The 22,443-nt window shown below is 68.1% G+C and carries 20 protein-coding genes; 14 read left to right on the top strand and 6 right to left on the bottom strand.

What is annotated here, in order from left to right:
- Nucleotides 1-66 precede the first annotated feature (66 nt).
- Together LVJ59_RS11275 and LVJ59_RS11270 are read right to left on the bottom strand one after the other, a co-directional pair.
- On the bottom strand, nt 67-1,395 hold the full coding sequence (locus LVJ59_RS11275; RefSeq protein WP_232763075.1) for a transcriptional regulator: 1,329 nt from the start codon (nt 1,393-1,395) through the stop codon (nt 67-69).
- A gap of 79 nt (nt 1,396-1,474) precedes the next feature.
- On the bottom strand, nt 1,475-2,902 hold the full coding sequence (locus LVJ59_RS11270; protein WP_232763074.1) for a CCA tRNA nucleotidyltransferase: 1,428 nt from the start codon (nt 2,900-2,902) through the stop codon (nt 1,475-1,477).
- Between the two features lie 270 nt (nt 2,903-3,172).
- Between LVJ59_RS11270 and LVJ59_RS11265 the strand changes: the two genes are divergently transcribed.
- From LVJ59_RS11265 to LVJ59_RS11215, 11 genes are all read left to right on the top strand, one after another.
- Nucleotides 3,173-5,719 carry a fibronectin type III domain-containing protein gene (locus LVJ59_RS11265; protein WP_232763073.1) on the top strand — a complete coding sequence of 849 codons (2,547 nt, stop codon included), beginning with the start codon at nt 3,173-3,175 and terminating at the stop codon, nt 5,717-5,719.
- Between the two features lie 143 nt (nt 5,720-5,862).
- Nucleotides 5,863-6,507, top strand: coding sequence for a hypothetical protein (locus LVJ59_RS11260; protein ID WP_232763072.1), 645 nt, complete (start codon nt 5,863-5,865; stop codon nt 6,505-6,507).
- A gap of 161 nt (nt 6,508-6,668) precedes the next feature.
- Complete coding sequence (locus LVJ59_RS11255; RefSeq protein WP_232763071.1) at nt 6,669-7,694, top strand: Lrp/AsnC family transcriptional regulator; 1,026 nt, start codon at nt 6,669-6,671, stop codon at nt 7,692-7,694.
- A gap of 115 nt (nt 7,695-7,809) precedes the next feature.
- Nucleotides 7,810-9,300 (top strand): aldehyde dehydrogenase family protein, encoded by a 1,491-nt coding sequence (locus LVJ59_RS11250; protein WP_232763070.1) that lies wholly within the window; start codon nt 7,810-7,812, stop codon nt 9,298-9,300.
- Entirely contained in the window at nt 9,297-10,055 is a 759-nt protein-coding gene (locus LVJ59_RS11245; RefSeq protein WP_232763069.1) for a gamma-glutamyl-gamma-aminobutyrate hydrolase family protein, read from the top strand. Before LVJ59_RS11250 ends, LVJ59_RS11245 begins: the two co-directional genes overlap by 4 nt.
- A complete protein-coding gene (locus LVJ59_RS11240; RefSeq protein ID WP_232763068.1) occupies nt 10,052-10,522 on the top strand; it encodes a DUF3830 family protein in 471 nt (156 codons plus the stop codon). The genes LVJ59_RS11245 and LVJ59_RS11240 overlap by 4 nt, the downstream gene beginning before the upstream one ends.
- A gap of 41 nt (nt 10,523-10,563) precedes the next feature.
- On the top strand, nt 10,564-11,643 hold the full coding sequence (locus LVJ59_RS11235) for an ABC transporter substrate-binding protein (RefSeq protein ID WP_232763067.1): 1,080 nt from the start codon (nt 10,564-10,566) through the stop codon (nt 11,641-11,643).
- Nucleotides 11,640-12,467 carry an ABC transporter permease gene (locus LVJ59_RS11230; protein ID WP_047521401.1) on the top strand — a complete coding sequence of 276 codons (828 nt, stop codon included), beginning with the start codon at nt 11,640-11,642 and terminating at the stop codon, nt 12,465-12,467. The genes LVJ59_RS11235 and LVJ59_RS11230 overlap by 4 nt, the downstream gene beginning before the upstream one ends.
- A gap of 2 nt (nt 12,468-12,469) precedes the next feature.
- Nucleotides 12,470-13,270, top strand: coding sequence for an ABC transporter permease (locus LVJ59_RS11225; protein ID WP_232763066.1), 801 nt, complete (start codon nt 12,470-12,472; stop codon nt 13,268-13,270).
- Nucleotides 13,270-14,313, top strand: a complete 1,044-nt coding sequence (locus LVJ59_RS11220) for an ABC transporter ATP-binding protein (RefSeq protein ID WP_047521395.1) — start codon at nt 13,270-13,272, stop codon at nt 14,311-14,313. Before LVJ59_RS11225 ends, LVJ59_RS11220 begins: the two co-directional genes overlap by 1 nt.
- 157 nt (nt 14,314-14,470) lie before the next feature.
- The gene (locus tag LVJ59_RS11215) at nt 14,471-16,222 is read left to right on the top strand and encodes an alkaline phosphatase family protein (protein WP_232763065.1); all 1,752 of its coding nucleotides are present in this window, start codon (nt 14,471-14,473) and stop codon (nt 16,220-16,222) included.
- Nucleotides 16,223-16,251: 29 nt separating this feature from the next.
- Here LVJ59_RS11215 and LVJ59_RS11210 read toward each other — a convergent pair whose 3' ends face one another.
- The gene (locus LVJ59_RS11210; protein ID WP_232763064.1) at nt 16,252-16,866 is read right to left on the bottom strand and encodes a TetR/AcrR family transcriptional regulator; all 615 of its coding nucleotides are present in this window, start codon (nt 16,864-16,866) and stop codon (nt 16,252-16,254) included.
- Between the two features lie 74 nt (nt 16,867-16,940).
- Here LVJ59_RS11210 and LVJ59_RS11205 point away from each other — a divergent pair, with 74 nt between their 5' ends.
- From LVJ59_RS11205 to LVJ59_RS11195, 3 genes are all read left to right on the top strand, one after another.
- Complete coding sequence (locus tag LVJ59_RS11205; RefSeq protein ID WP_232763063.1) at nt 16,941-18,158, top strand: NAD(P)/FAD-dependent oxidoreductase; 1,218 nt, start codon at nt 16,941-16,943, stop codon at nt 18,156-18,158.
- A gap of 385 nt (nt 18,159-18,543) precedes the next feature.
- Nucleotides 18,544-19,233: a hypothetical protein gene (locus LVJ59_RS11200; protein WP_232763062.1), complete on the top strand. Its 690-nt coding sequence runs from the start codon at nt 18,544-18,546 to the stop codon at nt 19,231-19,233.
- Nucleotides 19,234-19,240: 7 nt separating this feature from the next.
- Nucleotides 19,241-19,495: a hypothetical protein gene (locus tag LVJ59_RS11195; RefSeq protein WP_232763061.1), complete on the top strand. Its 255-nt coding sequence runs from the start codon at nt 19,241-19,243 to the stop codon at nt 19,493-19,495.
- Nucleotides 19,496-19,526: 31 nt separating this feature from the next.
- Here LVJ59_RS11195 and LVJ59_RS11190 read toward each other — a convergent pair whose 3' ends face one another.
- The 3 genes from LVJ59_RS11190 to LVJ59_RS11180 all read right to left on the bottom strand — a co-directional run bounded on the left by LVJ59_RS11190 (nt 19,527) and on the right by LVJ59_RS11180 (nt 22,365).
- Nucleotides 19,527-19,697: a hypothetical protein gene (locus LVJ59_RS11190; protein WP_232763060.1), complete on the bottom strand. Its 171-nt coding sequence runs from the start codon at nt 19,695-19,697 to the stop codon at nt 19,527-19,529.
- A gap of 72 nt (nt 19,698-19,769) precedes the next feature.
- The gene (locus LVJ59_RS11185) at nt 19,770-20,825 is read right to left on the bottom strand and encodes an LLM class flavin-dependent oxidoreductase (protein WP_131491663.1); all 1,056 of its coding nucleotides are present in this window, start codon (nt 20,823-20,825) and stop codon (nt 19,770-19,772) included.
- 28 nt (nt 20,826-20,853) lie between these two features.
- On the bottom strand, nt 20,854-22,365 hold the full coding sequence (locus tag LVJ59_RS11180; RefSeq protein WP_232763059.1) for a methyltransferase: 1,512 nt from the start codon (nt 22,363-22,365) through the stop codon (nt 20,854-20,856).
- Nucleotides 22,366-22,443 lie beyond the last annotated feature (78 nt).

The raw sequence follows: 22,443 nt of genomic DNA, 5'->3' as shown, positions 1-22,443 counted from the left end.
GCGGGATCAGAAACGCACCGGAGAGGTGCCCGGGAGGGGCGTTTTCGATCCCGCAAACCGGGGGGATCAGTCGGCGAGGCGCTCGATCCGGGTGACCAGTGCCGCGCGCTTCGGCGACCGTGCGGGGAGCATCTCCAGGGCCAGGCGCAGCACCTCGGCGTCTCTCTGCCCCTCGGGGATCTCGGCGTAGGAGAGCAGAACGTCGAGGCTGGCCTCCGAGAGCATCACCTCACGCAACGCCCCGCGCACCGTCTCGCGGAACTCCTCCACCCCGGGCGAGGTCGACTCGGGCAGCACGGGCCCGCGGTACGCCGTCAGTGCGACACGGTGAGCACCGCGGTCGAGCAGCGAGAGCACGTCATGCGCGTCGGTGTCGATGGCGACGGGCAGCCGATAGGGACGGGACTCCGGCACGAGGTCGGGGGCCGTGCGCTCGAGCACCTTGCGCAGACGCACCATCTCCGGGCGGAGCGTGTCGGGCGAGACCCCTTCGCCGTAGACCAGCTCGCACAGGCGCTCTGCCGAGAGCCCCTGACGGTGGACCGCGAGCATCAGGAGGATGGCGGCATGTCGCGCGCTCAGGTCGATCATGGCCTCGCCGTGCGCCGACTCGGTCTCCAAGCGCGCACGGTCGCGTCCGAGAACGTGCAGCGTCGCCCGGGCGGTCGCCGGGATACGCGCCTTCGACGGGGTCGACCGCAAACGCGGCGTCTCACCCCTCGCCCGGAGGCGTGCGACCATCAGCTCGGACTCCACGGCCCGTGCCGTCGCATCGACCAGCAACCGTGCCTGCGCGGACACGACCTCGGGTCCGCCGGTGATGTCGATCACTCCGAGCACACGCTTCGTCTCCGGGTCGCGCACAGGTGCGGCCGTGCACGACCACGGATGCACGAGCCGGTTGTAGTGCTCGGCACCGCCGATCTGCACCGACTGCTCCAAGGCGAGAGCCGTGCCGGGCGCACTCGTCCCGACCGCATCCTCCGACCAGTTCGCACCGGCGACGAAGCCCATGTCGTCCGTGAGCGAGCGCAGCTGTTCGTCGCCTTCGATCCACAGCAACCGACCCGCCTGGTCACCGACGGCGATGATCACTCCGGTGTCCTCGCTCGAGCCCGGCAACAGCAGGGCGCGGATCATGTCCATCGCGGAGGCGAGCGGGTGAGCGAGCCGATATTCTTCCAGTTCGTCGCTGATCAGCTCCAGCGGCGGTGTGTCTTCGGGTCCGACGCGGCGGCGCCACGAGCGTTCCCACGACTCGCGGACGAGCGGACGCACCCCCTGCAGCCGCCGGTCGTCGAGATTGCCGGCGAGCAGTTCCTCGTGCGCGCGCTCGACGAGAAGGCGCGATGTCGCCGGAAGGGACTCGCGGGATACCTGCCACGGCGCAGACACAGCGATCTCCGATCATCGAAGAGGCTTCGTGGATTCAGTGTACGAGCGTGGGGCCACGCGCGGAATAGGTGGGCCGGAGTCAGCCGCGCGAGGCCCACCACTCGCGGAGGCGCTGCTCCGCGACGTCGGGACCGAGCACCCCCTCGTCCAAGCGCAGGTCGAGCAGGAACCGGTACGCCTCGCCCACCTCACGCCCCGGTGAGATGCCGAGCACCTCCTGGATGCGGTTTCCGTCGAGTTCCGGACGGATCGAGTCGAGCTCCTCCTGCTCACGGAGGGCGACGATGCGCGATTCGATGTCGTCGTACGCAGCGGCGAGACGACCGGCCTTGCGCTTGTTGCGCGTGGTCACATCGGCCCGGGTCAGGATGTGCAACCGCTCGAGCAGGTCGCCCGCGTCGCGCACGTAGCGTCGCACCGCGGCATCCGTCCAGGTCCCCTCGGCATAACCGAAGAAGCGCAGGTGCAGCTCGATGAGGGTGGCGACGGCGTCGGTCGTGGCGGTGTCGAAGCGCAGAGCCTGCAGCCGCTTGCGGGCCATGCGCGCCCCGACCACGTCGTGGTGATGGAAGGTCACCACTCCCCCGGCCTCGAGCTTGCGGGTGCGAGGCTTGCCGATGTCGTGCAGCAGGGCGGCGATGCGCAGGGGCACATCGGGGGCGGCACCGGGGTGCCGGGAGTGCTCGAGCTCGATCGCCTGACGGAGCACGGTGAGCGAGTGCTCGTAGACGTCCTTGTGATGATGGTGCTCATCGACCTCGAGGCGCAGCGCGGTGACCTCGGGGAGGAACTCGTCGATCAGGCCGGTGTCGACCAGCACGCGGATGCCGCGCACCGGATCGTCTGTCTGCATGAGGCGCACGAGCTCGGACTGGATGCGCTCGGGGCTCACGATCGTCAGGGTCTCGCGCAGCGCGGCGATCGCCGCGGTGGTGGCCTCGTCGACGCGGAAGCCGAGCTGGGCGCTGAAACGAGCCGCCCGCAGCATCCGCAACGGGTCGTCGCCGAACGAGATCTTCGGGTCGGCGGGGGTGCGCAGAACACCGGCGATGAGGTCTTCCACTCCGCCGGTCGGGTCGACGAGCTTCACAGCCGGCACCTGGAGCGCCATCGAGTTGACCGTGAAGTCGCGGCGCACGAGGTCGCCGTCGATCGTGTCGCCGAACTCGACCGTGGGCTTGCGGGTCACGCCGTCGTAGCTGTCGGCGCGATACGTCGTGATCTCGACCTGCTCGCCCTGCACGCGCGCACCGATCGTGCCGAACTCGCGACCGATGTCCCAGCGAGCGGTCGAGATCGGCGTGACGATCGCCAGGATGTCGTCGGGTGACGCGTTCGTGGTGAAGTCGAGATCGTGCGTCTCCCGACCGAGCAGCGCATCGCGCACCGGACCACCGACCACGGCCAATTCGTAGCCCGCGCCCTCGAACGCCCTCGCGAGGGTGCCGACGACCGGATTCTCGGCGAGCGCACCGAGACGAGCGAGGCCGTCAGCCATGTTGAGCATGGGTTCCAGCGTACCGGGGTGAGCCGACTGCGCCTGGGCTCTGCGCCCCTCGTCTGCCAAAACGCAGACCAACCGCTCGCCCCACGGCGCGCCGCCCCTCGACACGCGGGCCCGCGACCGATCGGTCTCCGTTATGGCCCGGGTGACGTGGCCCGCATCACATCGTTCACCTCCCGGTCTCCGCGGGGTCAGGCTCCGGCCATCCGTCTTCGGTGGAGTGGATGAGCCCCGTGCGGCTGAGCACGGAACCCCCCTCCACGAAGGACTCACATGACCTCCCCCACCCCTGCCGTGCGGTGGCGACGTCACGGACTCACATCCGTCGCGCTCCTCGCCCTGCTCGGCGGCGCCGTCGTCGCCCCCGCGGCCCTCGCCGCACCCGATCCCGAGGTTCCGACCGGCTCGCTGATCACCGGCGACACCGCCTGGCACTATCTCGACGATGGCTCCGACCCCTCGCCCGCTCCCGCCGCGCTCCGCGACTGGACGCTGCCCGCCTATGACGACAGCGCGTGGAAGACGGCCCCGGGCTCCTTCGGCGCAAAACGCGGGGAGCTCGCCCCGGTCGGCCCGCAGACGCCCCGAACGCTCCTGAACCACTATCTCGACGGCACCCAGGCTCCGACCGTGCCGACGTACTTCTTCCGCACGACCTTCGAGCTCGAGACGGGTGTGGCGGAGAAGGTCGCCGTCCTGCAGAGCACGATCACCTACGACGATGCGATCATCGTCTGGATCAACGGCGAGGAGGTCGCGCGCTACGTCGACGGCCGCATCACCGACACGACCAACGTCGAGTATGCCGGCGACAGCAACGGCGACCCGCTGACGAGCACGTTCAGCGCCGAAGGCGACCTGCTCCACGACGGCACCAACACCATCGCCGTCTCCCTCTTCCAGGATCGCGAGACCAGCTCCGACATCTACTTCGACATGTCGTCGCTCACGCTCGTGGAGGCGTCCGACCCCGGCACGCCCGTGCTCGCCCCGCCGACCCGCGTTATCCTGACACCGACCGAGCAGCCCGAGGTCTCCCAGGCCTTCTCGTGGCTGGCGGGCGATGCCTCGCACACGGTCGGGCAGGTAGAGATCGCCCCGGCCGCCGGCGGCGAGACCCGCACGATCGACGCGTACGACGCCGGCGTCGTGAACGGCAACCCGAACAAGCACTTCTCGGCGACCGTGACCGGCCTCACCGCCGCCACCGAGTACCGCTACCGCGTCGGTCTTCCCGGCAGCTGGAGCGAGTGGTTCACCTTCCGTACCGCGGATCCTTCGGCGACCGACTTCCAGTTCATCTACTACGGCGACGCGCAGATCGGCCTCGACACCACGTGGCCGAGTGTCGTGAAGCAGGCCGAGGCCAACGCTCCCCGGTCGATCGGCTCGGTGCACGCAGGCGACCTGATCAACACCTCGAGCAACGAGAACGAGTGGGTCAACTGGTTCAAGGGCATGAAGGACTCGGCGGTCCGCACCAACGTGATGGCAGCCCCCGGCAACCACGAGTACTCCGGCGACAAGCTGCTCACCGCCTGGAAGGCAGCCTTCGAGTACCCGCACAACAACCCGTCGACCAGCTCGATCGGTGAGCTGGCGGACCTCGCGAAGGGCGACTCGGAGGTCGCGCAACAGTACCGCGCGTTCTTCGACCACTGGAGCTCATTCGCTGCCGAGACCGCGTACTACACCGACTACCAGGGCGTGCGCTTCATCACGCTGAACGCGACACGCGACACCACTTTCCTCACGCCGGCCGGACTCCCCTCCTGCACCGGCGCGGAGTGCCCATCCACGCAGATCGGTGTGCTCTGGACCCGCTTCCAGGGCGCATGGCTCGACCTGCTGCTGCAGAACAGCCCGTCGAAGTGGAACGTCGTCACCTTCCACCAGCCGGTTTTCTCCGCATCGGCAGGCCGTGACGAGCCGGTGCTGCGCGCGGAGTGGCTGCCGGTCTTCCAGCGCAACGACATCGACCTGGTGCTCATGGGCCACGACCACACCTACGCCCGCGGCTATGTGAACACGGACGCGACCGAGACCCCCGGCCTCACCACGGGTCCCGTCTACGTCGTGTCGAACTCGGGCGCGAAGCACTACGACCTGGAATCCGCCGAGAAGAACGTCTGGACCAACAACGGCGCCACCCAGGTGCTGCGTGGTCAGGACGTGACGACGTACCAGGTGATCGACGTCTCGAAGAACCAGCTCGTCTACCGCTCCTACCTCGCGGAGAAGCAGCCGGGAGCCACGACCGACCTCCCCGTCGGCGCCGTCTACGACACGTTCACCGTGACGAAGTCGGACGCCGGCGAGAAGTGGGTCACCGAGGAGGGCGTCACACCCCCGGTCACGCCGGAGCCCGAGGTTCCGGCCAAGATCGAGCTCGGCGCGGCCGCGGTGAAGGCCGGTGGCACCGTCACGGTCTCGGGCAGCGGCTTCGCGGAGGGCGCCGAGCTTCGCCTCGAGCTCCGCTCGGACCCGGTGCAGCTGGGCACCGCGACCGCCGGTGCGAACGGCTCGTTCCAGCGGACGGTCACGATCCCCGCGAACACTCCGGCGGGCGCACACACCCTTGCCGTCATCCTGCCCGATGGCACCGAGGTCACCGCGGCACTCACCGTCGCTGCGGTCTCCGGCGGAGGGGCAGTGACCCCGGGCGCGGGAAGCTCGACCGCGGACGACCTGGCCGCGACCGGTGCCGACAGCACGCCGTACATCGTCGCAGCCGTGGTGCTCCTGGCAGCAGGCTTCGGTCTGTTCGCGATGCGCCGTCGTCGGCAGCACGCCCCGGCGGATACGACCGAAGCGGACTGATCCGCGATCGTCGTCACGGGACGCCGTCCGGGCTTCGGCCTGGACGGCGTCCTCGTTCGTGGTACAGGCCTCCGCACATAACGATTCGTTTCGGTCACGGGTCTGACCGAAGAACGTCCATGCGAACGGCCTAGGCTCGGGTCATGCCAAGCCGTCGTCACCTCGTCCTCGCCTCCGTCACCGCCGCGCTCCTGGGCCTCGCGCTCACCGCCTGCGCTCCCGGGCAGTCACCGGACGGCTCCGCGACCTCGACACCGTCATCCACGCCGAGCACCTCGGCCTCCGCCACGCCCGCAGACCGTGTCGTCGAGATCTCCGTCGCGGGCCTGTCGATCGACGAGGGGCCCGTGATCGCATACGACGACCCGGATGGTGTCGTCGCCGCCCTCACCGATGCCTTCGGATCCGCGCCGACGGAGGGACCGGTCGAAGGCCCGTACGACTCGGTGTACGACGGGTTCGAGTGGACGGGGACGAAGGCGACGGCCTACGAGACCCGCATTACCCTGGTCGTGTCGGCGGATGCCCCCGGCGTGATCTTCCGCACCCCGGAGGGGCTCGGCCTCGGTTCCACCCGCGCCGAGGCGATCGCCGCCGGCGCAGAGGATGAGTGGGATGAAGACGGCGACGGCGTCTCCGACTACCTCAAGATCGGCATGCGAGAGGTTCCCGGCACCTCGTCTCTCGTGAATCCCGGAGAGGTCGGTGTCGAGTACATCACCCTGAAGATCACCGACGACGTCGTGACGCGCATCAACAGCGGCGGCAACGACTTCTCCGACATCTGACGCCATCGCCGCGGATGCCGAAACCGGGACCGTCTCGCGCTCCGGCGGCAGGTCGGCTCGAGACACGCCGCGACGACCGCGTCCGGTCTCCGTTTTGGTCCCGGCGGCTCGGCGCACTGGGATAACCTTCACCCGAGTCCGTCCCCGGTGAAGGAGAGCCCGTGCCCACGAACGATGTGATGGCCGACGAAACCGATCGGATCGTCGCCGCGGCCCTGCAGGTGAACGGCCGTGCGTCGTGGGGGGAGATCGGCCGCGTGGTCGATCTGCCGGAACGCACCGTCGCCCGCCGTGGACAGCGACTGCTCGACCGCGGACTGGTGCGGGTCTCCACCTATGTCGACCCCGCCAGAGTGCTCCACGCCCGCGCGGTGCTGTTCCGCATCACGACCGAGCCGCACGCGCTCTGGCATGTGGCACGCACGCTGGCACGACGGTCGGACGCCTCCTCGGTCTCGGTGCTCGAAGGCAGCAGCGACATCGCCGGAATGCTGCTCCCCCGCGACGACGCCTCCATCCGTGAGCTGCTCTTCACCGACTTCCCCGAGCTCGAGGGCATCGACTCGATCAACGTGACGACGGTGCTGAAGTTCTTCCGCTCGGGGCACGATTGGCGCGCGGGAGTGCTCACCGACGAACAGGCCCGCATGCTCGACGAGTCGTCCGGCTCCGAGGTCGACCCCGCCGATTCCCTCAGCGCGGACGAGGAGGCGCTGATCCGGCTGCTGCTGAAAGACGGTCGCATGCCGGTCGCGCAGCTCGCCCGGTCACTGGGACTGAACGTCACCACCACCCGGAGGCGGATGGAGTCCCTGAGTCGTCGCGGCCTCATGCATCCGCGCACCGAGGTGGTGCCGAGCCTGTTCGGCCTCGGTTTGGAGGCTCTGGTGTGGCTCCGCGTCCCGATGGCGCGCCTCGAGAAGGTGGGAGCGGCTCTCGCCGCCGCGCCGGAGGTGAAGTTCATCGCCGCCACCACGGGGACCTCGCAGCTGCTCGCCAATGTGCTCGTCAAGGATGCGGATGCGTTCTACGAGTTCCTGACCGGGCCGGCCGTGGCGGGGCACGACGGACTCGAGGTCGTCGAGTCGCTGGTGGTGATCACTCCGGTGCTGCGCGGGTCTCTGATCGTCGACGAGGCGCCCGCCGCGCTGGCCAATGACCTGCCCACGGGCGCGATTCGCCTATAGGCTGATTCTGTTACTGGCATGTAACGAAATGGCGAGATCGGTCTCTATCGCTTGACCTAGTGGCGAAATAGGGCGAGTATCCTCTCCAGGGCCATCACCCCTGGAGAGGACGACCGTGTTCACGGCTACTGGAGACGACTGGGCGGATCGCGCGGCGACGCTGCCCCTGCACACGCGCATGTTCATCGACGGCGCGTGGGAGGAGGGCTCGGCCGAGCCCCTGTCTCCCGTGAGCCCCCGCGACGGTCGCGCACTTCCGCAGATCAGCGCCGCCTCGCCGGCCGATGTGGACCGGGCCGTCCGCTCCGCGCGCACCGCCTTCGATTCCGGGGTCTGGTCGCGGATCGCCCCTCGTGAGCGCGGACAGCGGCTGATCGCCTTCGCGCAGAAGATCCACGACAACGCCGAAGAGCTCGCCCTCACGATCTCGCTCGAGATGGGAAAGCCCGTCCGTGAGGCTCTGCAGACCGAGCTTCGCGCCGTCGTCACCTGTTTCCGCTGGTACGGGGAGGCCGCCGACAAGGTCCTCGACGAGGCTCCCGTCACCGCGCCGAACAGTCTCGCGCTCGTCACCCGGGAGCCCGCAGGCGTCGTCGCGGCCGTGGTGCCGTGGAACTTCCCGCTGACCATGACCGCCTGGAAGCTCGCCCCGGCCCTCGCGGTCGGCAACAGCGTGGTGCTCAAGCCCGCCGAGCACACGACCTACTCGGCGCTGCGACTGGCCGAGCTCGCGCACGAGGCCGGCATCCCCTCCGGCGTGCTCAACGTCCTCCCCGGCGCCGGACACGTCGCCGGTCGCGCCCTCGGCGAGCACCCTGACGTCGACATCGTCACCTTCACGGGATCCCCGGAGGTCGGACGGCGCTTCCTGGGCTACTCGGCGGTATCCAACGGCAAGCGGGTCTGGCCCGAGCTCGGAGGGAAGACCGCGAGCCTGGTGCTGCCCGACGCCGACCTGGAGCGCGCGGTGCGTGCCACGGCCGACGGATGCTTCTACAACCAGGGACAGATGTGCACGGCGTCGTCCCGCCTGCTCGTGCCCCGAGCGCAGCATGACCGTGCGCTGGAGATCGCCGCCGAAGTCGCGCGGACGAGTCTGCCCGCCGACCCGTTCGACGTCACCACCTCGATGGGAGCGATCGTCAGCGAGAAGCAGCTCGCCGGCATCGCCGGTTTCGTGGAGCGCGCCCAGGCGGAAGGCGGTGAGCTCGCGGCCGGAACCCCGGAGCGTTTCGAGGCCGTCGACGGCGGCAGTTACCTCGCCCCCGTGGTGCTCGGAGTCACACCGCAGCACGAAGTCGCCCAGCGCGAGGTCTTCGGCCCCGTCCTCTCGGTCATCGCCTATGACGACGTGGAGGACGCCCTCGAGATCGCCAACGGCACCGAGTACGGACTCGCGGCCGCGCTGTGGAGCACCGACCTCAACGCGGTGCACACCCTATCGCGTCGTCTGCGTGCCGGCGTCGTCTGGGTGAACTGCTTCGAGGAGGGCGACATGACGATCCCCTTCGGTGGGGTCAAGGGGTCGGGCTTCGGCCGCGACAAGAGCCTGCATGCGATCGACAAGTTCACCGATCTCAAGACCACCTGGATCGAGCTGTCATGACCCGTCCGCTCATCGGCATCACGACCTGGCGTCGCTTCATCGACACCGATCTCGGGGCGGGCCGCCCCGCGCACACCCTGGGCGCCGAGTACGCCGCACCCGTCGAAGCCGCCGGTGGCGCCGTCGTCCTGCTGCCCCCGACGGCGGGCGTCGACGACGTTCTCGACCGCCTCGACGGACTGCTCCTCTCGGGCGGAGAAGACGTACACCCGTCCCGCTACGGCGCGGAACCGCAGGAGGGCAAGACCTACGATCCGTCCCGCGACGGGTTCGAGATCGCCCTCGCGCGGGGCGCCCGCCGACGCGGCATCCCGCTCCTCGCCGTCTGTCGCGGGCTGCAGGTGTCCAACGTCGCCTTCGGTGGCACCCTCCTCGTCGACATCCCGCACACCGAGGATCACCAGCCCGTGCGCGGAGCAGACCAGCAGCTCGCCGCCCGGCATCCGATCAGACTCGCCGACGGCAGCCGTCTCGCCGACCTGTACGGCACGCGGCACCGGATCGTGAACACCATCCACCACCAGTCCATCGCCGTCCCCGCCCCCGACCTGCACCCGGTCGCGTGGGCCCCGGACGGGATCGTCGAAGCCGTCGAAGCAGACGGCGACTGGCCCTTCTGGGCCGTGCAGTGGCACCCCGAGAAGATGATCGACCCCGATGAGGCCGCGGAGGAGATGCCGCTGTTCGCGGCGTTCGTCTCGGCCGCCCGCGAACGAGCAGCGGAACAACCCGCTGCGGAGAAAGGAACACGATGACCAAGCAGGTCTTCCTCGAGTACGAGAACGGCGTCCGCGCCGTCGCCACCCTGTTCGAGGACCTCGCCCCTCGCACCTGCGAGGCCATGTGGGGTGCACTGGAGAAGCCGGTCACCATGCAGGCGATGCACGCGATGTACGCCGGCCCCGAGGTCATGGTGGGCCTCCCCGAAGAGGCGCAGAACTTCGACCCGGAGAAGGTGCCGTTCGAGAACCAGCAGGTCGTACCCGCACCGGGTGACCTGCAGTGGTACTGGCAGCGTCCCATGCAGATGGGCGGCCTGCCATTCGAGTGGTACGAGATCGGCGTCTTCTACGATCGTGGTGCCCGTACTCTCGGCCCGCTCGGATGGACACCCGTCAACATCTGGGGCGGCATCACCGAAGGACTCGCGGAGTTCGCCAGGGAAAGCGCGGCGATCCGCATCGACGGAGCGAAGCAGCTCACCATCGGACGCCTGGTCTAAGGCGTCTACTCAGTGCTGGACCCATCCCGAAGGAGCAGTGCATGAATACCCGAAGAATCCTCACCACCGGAGCGCTCGTCGCCACCGGCGCCCTCGTCCTCGCCGGCTGTGCGGCCGGCGATGACACCGCATCGTCCGGCGACAAGGAGTTCGCCGGCGAGACCCTCGTCGTCACGTCGTTCGGCGGCGACTGGGAGAAGGCCTTCATCGAGGCCGTCGTCGATCCTTTCGAGGAGGAGACCGGCGCCAAGGTCGAGCTGATCACGCTGTACAGCGCCGACGCCCTCGCCCAGGTCACCGCCCAGAAGGCCAGCCCGCAGATCGATGTCGTGCACTTCTCCGGCGGGCAGGAGTTCACCGCCGCCGCGGACGGTCTCATCGCGCCGATCACCGCCGACGAGCTGTCCGAATCCGGTGACCTGATCGATCTCGCCACGGCGGGCCTCGAGCGCGGGGAGGGCCCCGTGATCCAGCTCGCACCGATCGGACTCGTCTACAACACCGAGGCCGATGCTCCGGCACCGACCTCGTGGCTCGACCTGTTCGACGAGGCCTACGCCGGCCACATCGCCCTCACGGACTTCTCGAACACGTACGGCGTGCTCTCGATGCTCCGTGTCTCCGATGCGCTCGGCGGCGGCATCGAGGACCCCTCGCAGGCCATCACCGACCTCGGGGAGCTGGCTTCGTCGGGCGACGCGATCGTCGTACCCACCTCGCCCGACCTGCAGACCGCCTTCGCACAGCGCGACACCTGGCTCGCCCCGTACGCGATGGACTACGCCGGCACGCTGCAGGACGCGGGCCTTCCGGTAGAGTTCATCGTCCCGGAGGAGGGCGTCACCGCCTCCCTCATCACGGCGAACGTCGTCGAGGGCCGGGACAACCCCGACCTCGCGAAGCTCTTCATCGATTTCGAACTGCGCCCCGAAGCGCAGGCCGTCTTCGCGGAGAACATGCGGTACTCGCCGGTCAACACCCAGACCGAACTCTCCGGCGACGCCGCGGAAGCCGTGCTCACCGGCGACGAGCTGGAGACGGTCGTCGTCTACGCTCCGGGCGATGTCGCAGCTTCGCGGCAGTCCTGGACCGATGAGTGGAATGCGCTGATCACCAAATGAGTGTCCGAACCCGTAGGGAGCCCTGGCTCCTGCTCCTGCCGGCGATCGTGCTGCTCGCGCTCGCCTTCATCACCCCGGTGGCTGGCATGCTCCTCATGAGCGTGCAATCGTCGGCAGGCGGGTTCACCCTCGACAACTTCACCCGGTTGTTCACGAGTGAATATCACCTCCAGGCGGCGCTGCGTTCGCTCCGCCTGGGGGTGATCCAGACGATCATCACGCTCGTCATCGCCATCCCGCTGTCGTACGTGATGGCTCGCGCCGGCTCCCTGGTGCGCTCCTTCCTGCTCATCGTGGTGATCCTCCCCCTCATGACGAGCGTCGTGGTCCGCACCTTCGGCTGGGTCGTCCTGATGGGACCGGCCGGGCTGATGATGCAGATTCCCGGCGTGGAGTTCCTCGTCGGCGGCACGCAGGGCTTCCTCGGCACCGAGACCGGGGTCGTGATCGCGATGGTGCAGGTGCTCCTGCCGTTCGCGGTGCTCAGCATCCTGGGTGTGATCTCCGGCATCAAGCCTCAGCTCGAAGAGGCGTCGCGCACGCTCGGCGCCGGATTCTGGCGCACGCTGTGGCACGTCGTCCTCCCGCTCGCGATCCCCGGCATCGTCGCCGGTGCCTCGCTCGTCTTCGTCCTCTCGGTGAGCTCGTTCATCACGCCGCGCTTCATCGGCGGGGCGCAGATCCCCGTGTTCGCGCAGACCATCTACGTCGACGCAACCACCAACCTCGACTGGTCGTTCGCGGCCGCACAGGCCGTGCTGCTCTTCGCCGGGGTCATGCTCGTGCTCGCAGCGACGTCCCGACTCGGGAAGCAGAAGGTGTGACCATGGTCCGTTCCGTTCCGATCCTCGGCAGGGTCCTCGCCATCGTCCTCGGCGTCATCGTGACGCTCTACATGCTCGTCCCGCTCCTGGTCGTCGCTGGTGCGTCCGTCGGCGAGAACCGCTTCCTCACCTTCCCCGGCCAGGGGTTCACCCTCGACTGGTACGTCGAGGCGCTCACCTCGGACACCTACCTCGAACCGTTCCGTCTGAGCCTCGTGGTCGGCGTCACCGTGGCCGTCGTGGCCGCGTCGATCGGCACCGCTGCCGCCCTCGCGCTGACCCGCTTCAACATCCCCGGCGGCGCCGCCATCCAAGCCCTGCTGATGTCGCCGCTGACCATCCCGACGATCATCCTGGCGATCGGTGCCCTGTCGATCTCGTCGCTCACGATCGGCGCACCGAACGTCGGTGTCCTGATCGCCGTCCACGTCGTGATCGCGATCCCGTACGTGATGCGCACCGTCACCGGCGTGATGGCGCGGGCAGACCACTTCACGGAAGAAGCCGCACGCACCCTCGGCGCCAGCGCCTGGAACCGCTACCGCCTCGTCGTGCTGCCCATCGCCCGCCCCGGCATCGCGGCTGGTGCGTTCTTCGCCTTCAACATCTCGTTCGACGATGCGGTGATCGCCCTCTTCCTGCGCACACCGCAGCTCGAGACGCTCCCCATCGCCATCTACGGCCAGCTGGAGTTCAGCACCTCGCCCACCGTGGCGGCGGTATCGACTCTCATGGTCCTGCTCACCGTCGTCCTCATGATCGTGCTCGAACGCATCATCGGCCTGGGAAGGTTGTTCGTCTGATGACAACACTCACCATCACTGCTCTCACCAAGGACTTCAAGGGGACATCGGTGCTCAAGGGCATCGATCTCTCGATGCGGTCCGGGGAGTTCGTCTCCCTGCTCGGCCCGTCGGGGTGCGGCAAGACGACGCTCCTGCGCTGCATCGCGGGGCTCGAGTCACCCAGCAGCGGCACCATCGAGATCGCCGGCCAGGATGTGACGAAGCTCCCGCCCGAGAAGCGTCACCTCGGCATGATGTTCCAGAGCTATGCCCTCTTCCCGCACATGAGCGTGGTCGAGAACGTGCGCTTCGGGCTGCGGATGTCGGGCGAGAAGTCCAAGACCGAGCAGAAGGAACTCGCCGTGCGGGCTCTGGAGCGCGTGCAGATGGGTCACCTCGCCGACCGGATGCCGGCGCAGCTGTCGGGCGGCCAGCAGCAGCGTGTCGCCCTGGCCCGCGCGATCGCGTTCGAGCCGCGTGTGCTCCTGCTGGACGAGCCGCTGTCGAACCTCGATGCCCGGCTGCGGGAGGACATGCAGGTGGAGCTCAAGGAGCTGCACCGCACTCTCGGACTCACCACCGTGTTCGTCACGCACGACCAGGAGGAGGCGATGAGCCTCTCCGACCGCATCGTCCTGATGAACGCGGGAGTGATCGAACAGGAAGGTGCGCCGGCCGAACTCTACGGCGCACCGCGCACCCCGTTCGCGGCAGACTTCATTGGCGCGGCCAACCTGCTCCCGGCCACACGTTCCGGAGCGGTCGCGACGCTCGACGGCACCGCGATCCAGGTGCCGCTGACGGGGGCGGGCCCCGATGGCACCGGTGAGGTCGTGCTCCGCCAGGAGGACCTGCGGCTCTCGCCGACGGTCGGCGCGGAGACTCCGGTGAACGTCGACGTCGTCGCCCACGTCTACCGCGGGGCCGACATCGTGTACATCGTCGAGCTCGCGGGGAAGCGGATGCGCGTGGTGCGCCCGCGGCACGAAGCACCCATCCCGGAAGGCGCAGCCGGCCTCGGCTGGCGCGACGGCGCGGTGCTCTGGATCGCCGCCGCCTGACCTCCCCCTCCCTCGCCCCTCGCCCTCGGCCCCGGCGCTGAAACCCAGACGACCCCTCGCACGCCCGGCGTGTCCCACCCCGACACGCCGGGTCGCGCGCATTCCGTCTCTGTTTTCGCCCCTGCGCTCGACACGGGCACGGTCATAGGATCGGGGCGTGACAGACGACTCCTCCACCCGTGCCACCTCGCGCCGCGGTTTCTTCAAGATCGGGGGCGCCGCGCTCGCGGGCGCGGCGGTCGGGGGTGCGGGCGGGGCGGCGATCGGCGCGTCGATGGCCGGCAACCCGCGCGACGGCTTCGCAGACGACCCGGATCCGTTCGCGGCCCTCACTCCGCGCAGTGAGCCGGGGTTCGATCACCTCGTCGTCGTGATGGGTGAGAACCGCTCCTTCGACAACCTGCTCGGATACCTGTACTCCCGGGAGAATCTGCCGGCAGGCGAGACGTTCGAGGGCCTGGACTTCGGCTCGTACAGCAACACCTCTTCCGACGGAACGGTCGTCCATGCGCACGTGTACGAGGGCGACACCGACCGGATCATGAGCCTTCCCGACCCGGACCCCGGCGAGGAGTACCCGCACGTCAACACGCAGATCTTCGGCACCGTGGATCCCGCGAGCAACGCCAGACTCTTCGTCGACGAGATGACCGCGCCGTTCAACGCCCCGACGCACGGTGAGAAGCCCACGATGTCAGGGTTCCTGGAGGACTACATCATCAACTTCCGGCGATTGCGCAAGGGGGTCGACCCGAAGCCCGAGGAGGCCAGACACATCATGGGTTCCTTCTCTCCGGAGATGCTCCCGGTGCTGTCGACGCTCGCCTCGGAGTTCGCCGTGTTCGACCACTGGTACGCCGGGGTCCCGTCGCAGACCTTCTGCAACCGTTCCTTCTTCCACGCCTCGACGTCACACGGCTTCGTGACGAACCAGGCCGGCGGCGGATACAAGAAGTGGCTCGATGCTCCGGCAGCCCCGACGGTGTTCAATCGGCTCGAAGACGAGAAGGTGAGCTGGAAGATCTACATCGACAAGCTCCAGCTCGTGTCGTTCACCGGGATGCTGCATGCCCAGGTGCTCGAGAAGTACTGGCGCACCGAGCACTTCGGCACCATGGAGGACTTCTACGCCGAGGCGAAGGACGGGAAGCTCCCCGCCTACGCGTTCATCGAGCCCCGCATGGTCTACGATCACAACGACTTCCATCCGCCGTTCGGCCGCCCCCGCGAGGGCGAGGTCGAGGGTGAAGCCGTCTTCGACAGCGCGATCTCGGACGTGCGCGCCGGAGACCGACTCATCCATGACATCTACGAGGCCGTGCGCACGAGTGCGTCCGCGACGGGTTCGAACGCGGTCAACACCCTGCTGCTCATCACCTTCGATGAGCACGGCGGCTGCTACGACCACGTGCCCCCGCCCGCCGCCACCACGCCGACGCCCGACACCGAGGCCGGCGAGATGGGCTTCACGTTCGACCGGCTCGGATGCCGCGTCCCGGCGATCGCGGTCTCGGCGTACACGAAGCGCGGCTCGATCATCCATGACGAGATGCACCACGGCTCGGTCATCGCGACGCTCTCCCGTCTGCACGGGTTGAAGCCGCTCAACGATCGCGACCAGTCCGCCAACACCCTGCTGAACGTCGTCAATCTCGACAAACCCCGCCACCCCGCCGACTGGCCCGTGACGACCCCCGCGTACACGCCGCCGAACCCCGAAGAGTCGGCGCCGCGACCCGGTGAGAAGGATCAGCTGAGGCCGTTGACCCCGCCAGCTCGCGGGCTTCTCGGCCTGCTGATCGCGCGCTACGGCAAGCCGGGAGAGCCCGAGCCGGAGACGTTCGCGGATGCGTACAGGCTGCTCCACGAGCACGGCGAGGAGCTGTTCGGTCCGCCCCGGGGCGGCTGACGGAGGCTGCGCGCGACGTGCGCGTGGTGTCACGCAGCGGAGGAGGGACGCCCCAGCATGCCGCGCAGGAGCATCCCCGGAACCGCGGCCTGATCCCGAGCGCGTCGCGACGCCTCCTCAGCGGTCGCGTCGAGAGCCCACTCGTCCACGCCGCGGAGCATGCCGAACGTCGCCGCGGCGAGCGCCGCCACGGGCACGTCATCGCGCACGGCTCCGGTGCGCACACCCACCTGCAGCACCTCGGCGACCCACGCGTGCACGGCATCGAGCAGAGTGGTCCTCGCGTCGACGCCTCCCGCTGCGGGCAGGTAGAAGATGCGCCCGAGCAGACCGAGAGCAGGATCGACCGCGGCCAGTCGGCCGAGATCCGTGAGCACTCCGTCGAGGCGCGGCCAGAAGTCATCGCCGGCGAACTGCGCGGGTTCCGGGGCGACCCAGTGCGCGCGCACGTCGGCGATCAGGGTCTCGACCACCGCGTCCAACAGCTCCGCCTTGGAACCGACCGCGTGATAGAAGGAGCTCTTGCTGATGCCGGCCGCCTGGATGATGCGGTTCAGCGACGCGCGCTCATATCCGACCGAGGCGAACTCCGCCACCGTCGCCTCGATGAGTCGGTCGCGGTGATTCCCCGTGAGCGCTGCCATGCATCCACCCTACTGGACCAGTCGGTCCAGTAGGCGTAGTGTGGGCATTGGACCAGGTGGTCCAGAGGAGGAACATGCTCACCGACACACCACTCGACTCCCAGATCGCCGCACAACACGACGATCGTCTGAGAGTGCTCATCGTCGGTGCCGGCATCGCCGGCATCACTCTCACGCAACTGCTGCGTCGCGACGGACTGCACCCGGTTCTCGTCGATCGGATGCCCGAGATGGACCACCCGGGCTACATGCTCGCGCTCATGCCGACCGTCGATCAGGCTCTGGTCGATCTCGGCGTGCACGAGGACTACCTCGCCGCGGGCACACCCATGCAGCGCTATGCGTTCCGATCCCACCGCGGCAAGATGCTGCGCTCCGAGTCGATGAGCGATCTGCTGCGCGTCTACGGCGACTACAACGGCATCTCGCGTGGCGCTCTGATCGAGGTTCTCACCGAGAGCGGGTGCCCGGTGACGTTCGGCACCACCGTGCAACAGGTGACCGATCGCACAGCGCTGTTCGTCGACCGTGACGGGGCGCCCGCCGGCGAAGGTCGGTTCGATCTGATCGTCGGTGCCGACGGCATGAACTCACGCATGCGCTCCGTGCTGGGTTCGGCCGCACCGCAGGTCGTCGAGACGGGGTGGTCGGGCTGGGTGGGATGGGCGGATGATCTCAGCGATCCGACGCTCGGCGAGGAGATCTGGGGCAATGGGTTCTTCCTCGGGGCCTACCCCGTGAAGAACCGGCTAGGTGTGTTCCTCGGCGGCCCGGACGCCGACCTTGCGGACGGTCCCGTCGCGTTCGCCGCATCCGTCCGCGAGCGGGTCGATTCCCTCGGCCCTCGCCTGGAGGCATCGTTGCGCGCGATCGAGACGGCACCGGATCCGTACCTGTGGCGACTCGCCGACGCCCGTGCCCCTCGATGGGTGCTACGCGGCGGCGTTCTGCTCGGGGACGCCGCCGCGGGCTTCCTGCCGACCGCAGGGATCGGGGCGGGAATGGCGATCGAATCGGCCTGGATGCTGGGACGCATGCTCGCGTACGCCGACCGGCAAACACTGCCGGTACTGCTTGAGGCATGGGAGCGGGTCGAGCGCCCTCGCGTCGAGGCAGCGCAGTCGAACTCACGGATGCTCGCGCGGCTCATGTTCCGCCGCGGGCGTGTGCTCGCGTGGCTGCGTGAGACCACGCTCCGGCGCCTGAGCGTGCGAGCCGTACTGGGCCCGATCGTCAAGCTCGTCGCCGGACGCCCCGACCCCGATGCCGTCGCCCGCGAGACACTGGCATGAAGCCGTGCTCCGTGCGGAGAGGCCGGCCGGGCCCGTGCGGTGATGCTGCCGTCGGTCCCGATGGTGAACGTGGACACCGCCCATCTTTAGTACCCAAGCCAGAATTCTTTGGTCTCGGGTTGCACCAGAACGATTCCGGAATCTAGAAGTACGCCCCAGTGAATCGGGGTGGTGAGAGGGTGGAAGTTCGTCTACCCCTCACATGGGGGATATGGACAGGTATCACAACGTTTCCTACGTTTCCGAGAACACGAGAAAGGTTGTGCCGTGAACTACACACGAAAGACCCACATCGGAGCCGCCACGACGTTGGCCATCGTGACGATGCTCTTGACCCCGTTTTCCGCCTCCGCGACGAGCCTAGGAAGTCCCAGCGGACGCTGAAGTGCCCACCCCCACGGTTGAGGGTAGCGCTGTAACCGTTGAGCTAGCCGCGAGTGACGTAGGCGTCGCGCTGGGCAGTTCGACGGACGTCACGATCTCTGAATCCGGCCAGTACGCAACCGTTGAGGATGCTTCGGTCACATACGCAGTCAGTCACCCAGAGGAGGGTTCGACGCGGTTCGCCGCGATCCTCGACGCCCCGGTGAAGGAACAGCCCCAGTGGACATTCGATGAGGGCACACAGCTGCTACTGCTCGATAACGGGACGGTGAACATTTCTGACGGCGAGAACTTCATCGGCGGCATTGATGCCCCCTGGGCGGTCGACGCCGAGGGCCGTACTCTCTCCACGCACTACGAGATCGCTGGTTCGACTCTCAGACAGGTCGTTGACACCACAGGCGCAACCTTCCCCGTCGTTGCAGACCCGACGGTCAACTTCTACGGGCCATATATCCAGGTCCATCTGAACCGGTCTGAGAGCCTGGCCGCCATCAGTGGGTTCTCGGCCTGCGCCGCGGTTCTCAACAAATCGAAGGTTTCCTACGCGAAGTTGCTCCAGGTTGCTTGCGCCACCGTTGTCGCGATCAGCGGTACACAGCTGGCCGGTGGGAACTGCGTCTCGATCCACTACGTCGTCGGCGTCGGCGGGCCGGCCGGCATATGGTGGCCGTGGATTCACAAGTGTTAGGAGAGCAATGATCTATGCAATCGTGGGAATTGCCCTGCTTGCATTGGGCGGTATCGCTGGGAAGCTCAGCGCTAAAGCAGGTACTGTCCTCGCCGCGGTCCTTGTGCTGTCATGGCTTCTTGCCCTGGCATGGTTCTCCGTGTCGGGCGACCTCGATTCCATGGTGCAGCCCCTCGCCGCTTGCCTCGTGGTCGGCCTCCTGGCCTTCCTGATCGGAGCGAATACCACTCGCCGCTGGCCGGCTCCGCAACGCAACAAGTAGTCGACCACCAGGGGGCGAGATGGTCACGACACTAGCCCTCGGGGAGCCGTAACGCCTTCTCGGTGAAGTACCTCACTTCACCTGCGGAGTTCTCGACGCCGAACACCCACTTGCCGGCGGGAGTTGCCCGGACGTCGATGACGGTGCCCGGTTCGCGGCCGACGATCACATCGGTTCCCGCTGAGAAAACGGATTCGCTCATGGATGAGAGCTTGCCCCCGCAAGCTCTCATCCGCATCCCTCGCACGACGGACATCCGCCGCGAAACCGACTGTCAGACCGGGTCGCCCTGCACCGGCCCGTCGGTGTTCGGCCTCCACCCGAGTGCCGGCGCCACGTGCGTCGCGAAGGCTTCCAGCACGTGCAGGTTGTACTCCGGGCCGAGCTGGTTGGGGATCGTGAGCAGCAGGGTGTCGGCGGCCATCACGGCCTCGTCCTGCTTCAGCTGGGCGATGAGCACGTCCGGCTCGGCGGCATAGGTCTTCCCGAAGGTCGAGCGGAATCCGTCGATCACACCGATCTGGTCGGCGTTCTCCTCGCTGCGCAGCCCGAAGTAGGCCCGATCCATGTCGGACACGAGCGGGAACACGCTGCGGCTCACGGAGACCCGCGGTCGCCCGGTGTGACCGGCTTCCTTGTAGGCCGAACGGAACAGCTCGATCTGTTCGCGCTGCAGTTCGTGGAAGGGTTGGCCCGTCGCTTCGGTCACGAGGGTCGAACTCATCATGTTGAGCCCCTTGCGACCCGTCTCCACGGCGGTCGAACGAGAGCCCGATCCCCACCAGATGTGGTCACGGAGCGTCGGCGACTGCGGTTCGATCTGCAGATACCGACCCGCTCCCACCATCCTGGGGTCACCGGGGGCGAGACCCTCGCCATCGATCGCCCGAAGGAAGAGGTCGAACTTCTCCCGCGCCAGCACGCTGCCGCGCTCCGTGTCCTCCTCGTCGACGTAGCCGAACGTCTCGTAGCCGCGAAGCGCGGTCTCGGGTGAACCTCGGCTCACTCCGAGCGCGATCCGTCCATCGGCGATCAGGTCGAGCGCTGCCGCTTCCTCGGCGAACTGAAACGGGTTCTCGTAGCGCATGTCGATCACACCGGTGCCGACCTCGATGCGCTTCGTGCGCGCCGCCATCGCGGAGAGCAACGGCATGGGGGACGCGGCCTGGCGCGCCCAGTGGTGCACGCGCACCGAGGCACCGTTCACTCCGATCTCGTCGGCGCCTTCGGCGATCTCGATCGTCTGCTTGAGCATGTCGCCCGCTGTGCGGGTCGCCGATCCGGGGACATCAGCGTAGTGACCGAAAGAGAGGAATCCGAAAGCCTTCATGATCTATTCCAACGCATGTATTGGGGGTCTATTCCCCCGGCAGCAGGATGCCGTCGAGGATCAGGGCACGGATGCGGGGTTCGAGGTCCACCCACAGCTCGGCCAAAGGCACGTCGAACAGGTCCGCCAGCGCCGCCACGATCTGTCCCACGGTGAGTTCACCGTCACAGGCCCCGACGAAGCCGCCGAGCGCGGAGTCGACCGCGATGGTGCGGCTGAATCCTCCGCCCTGACGCAGCTCGATCACGCTCGGGTCGTCGTTGCCGGGCAGCAGGTGTCGCGCCTCGGTGACGTCGGCAGCGACCGTCAGCGTCGCCGGCATCCCCTGGGTGAGCACGTCATGGGCGGCGAGCCCCGTCGCCAGTGCCGCACCGACGTTCGAGACATGCTGGCCGATCTTCTCGGTCCGTCGCAGCGCGTCGCCCGATGACCCCCGGCGCATCAGGACGTAGCCGAAGCCGATGGAGGTCACACCGCGGGCGGCGAAGTCATCGAGCCACGCGGTGAGCAGCGGGGTGAACCCAGGATCGCGCGGGGTGGTGCCACCGTCACGGATCCACAGCTCGGCGTACCCGAGGGGCGAGAGCTCTTCGCGTTCGATCACCCACAGGTCGAGCTCGGCCGGTACCCATGCCTCCAGGCGGGCGAGGCCCCCGACTCCCGCCTTGGACTCCCAGTTCCCCAACAGCTGGACGATGCCGTTCTCCGTGAGGAATGTCGGGGCCGTGCGCACGAACTGCTCGACCAGCGCGTCTCCGACCAGTCCGCCGTCGCGGTATTCGTACGCGGGAACCCCTTCGACGCGCGGGGTGATCACGAACGGCGGATTCGAGACGATCAGGTCGAACGCCTCCCCCGCGACCGGCTCGAACATGCTCCCCTGGCGGAACTCGATGTTGGCGACTCCGTTGAGGTGCGCGTTGAGCTCGGCGAAGGCGAGCGCACGCGCGGAGATGTCGGTCGCGATGACCCTGCCCGCCCGACGCGCGACCAGGAGCGCCTGGATACCGCACCCGGTCCCGAGGTCGAGCGCGCGATCCACCTCGATCGGGACGATGGTCTCGGCGAGGGTGCGCGATGCGCCGCCGACACCGAGGACGTGATCGTCAGGCAGCGCTCCGTCGAGTGCCACCTCGTCGAGGTCGCTCGCGATCCACCACTCCCCGACACCGTCCGCATCGACGAACGACTGCGGTCGCAACAGTGCCGTGGGCGTCACGGTGTCGGCATCGACGGTCGCGAGGCGGAGGGCGACGAGCCCATCCACCCCGAGGTGCGGGAGCGCGGCGGCCACGGGCTCCCGCGGCTGGGCCATCCCGAGCACGAAGAGGCGTCCCAGGGTGGCGAGCGCACCGGTGTCGTCGGCGATCGCGCGCAGGATCGGCTCCCTTATCCCTCGCGCCAGGGCATCGTCCGCCTCTTCTCCCCAGAGTCGCCGAAGCGGCTCGGAACGGAGGTCCGCAGCATCGAGATCCGCTGCGAGAGCGGCGCTGTGGAGCGGGTCGGGAACAGGTGCGAGGGTGTCGGACACGGCCGTCACTCTACGCGTCTTCAGGCTTCTCCTTCATGTGGCCTCCTAGAATCAGGAGGTCAGTACTCACGGGCAGCTCTCTCCGGC

This window comes from Microbacterium sp. KKR3/1 (genome assembly GCF_021272365.1).
Taxonomy (GTDB): Bacteria; Actinomycetota; Actinomycetes; order Actinomycetales; family Microbacteriaceae; genus Microbacterium; species Microbacterium aurugineum.
Note: the sequence above shows the minus strand (reverse complement) of the source record. Positions and strands in the feature narration are given on the sequence as shown.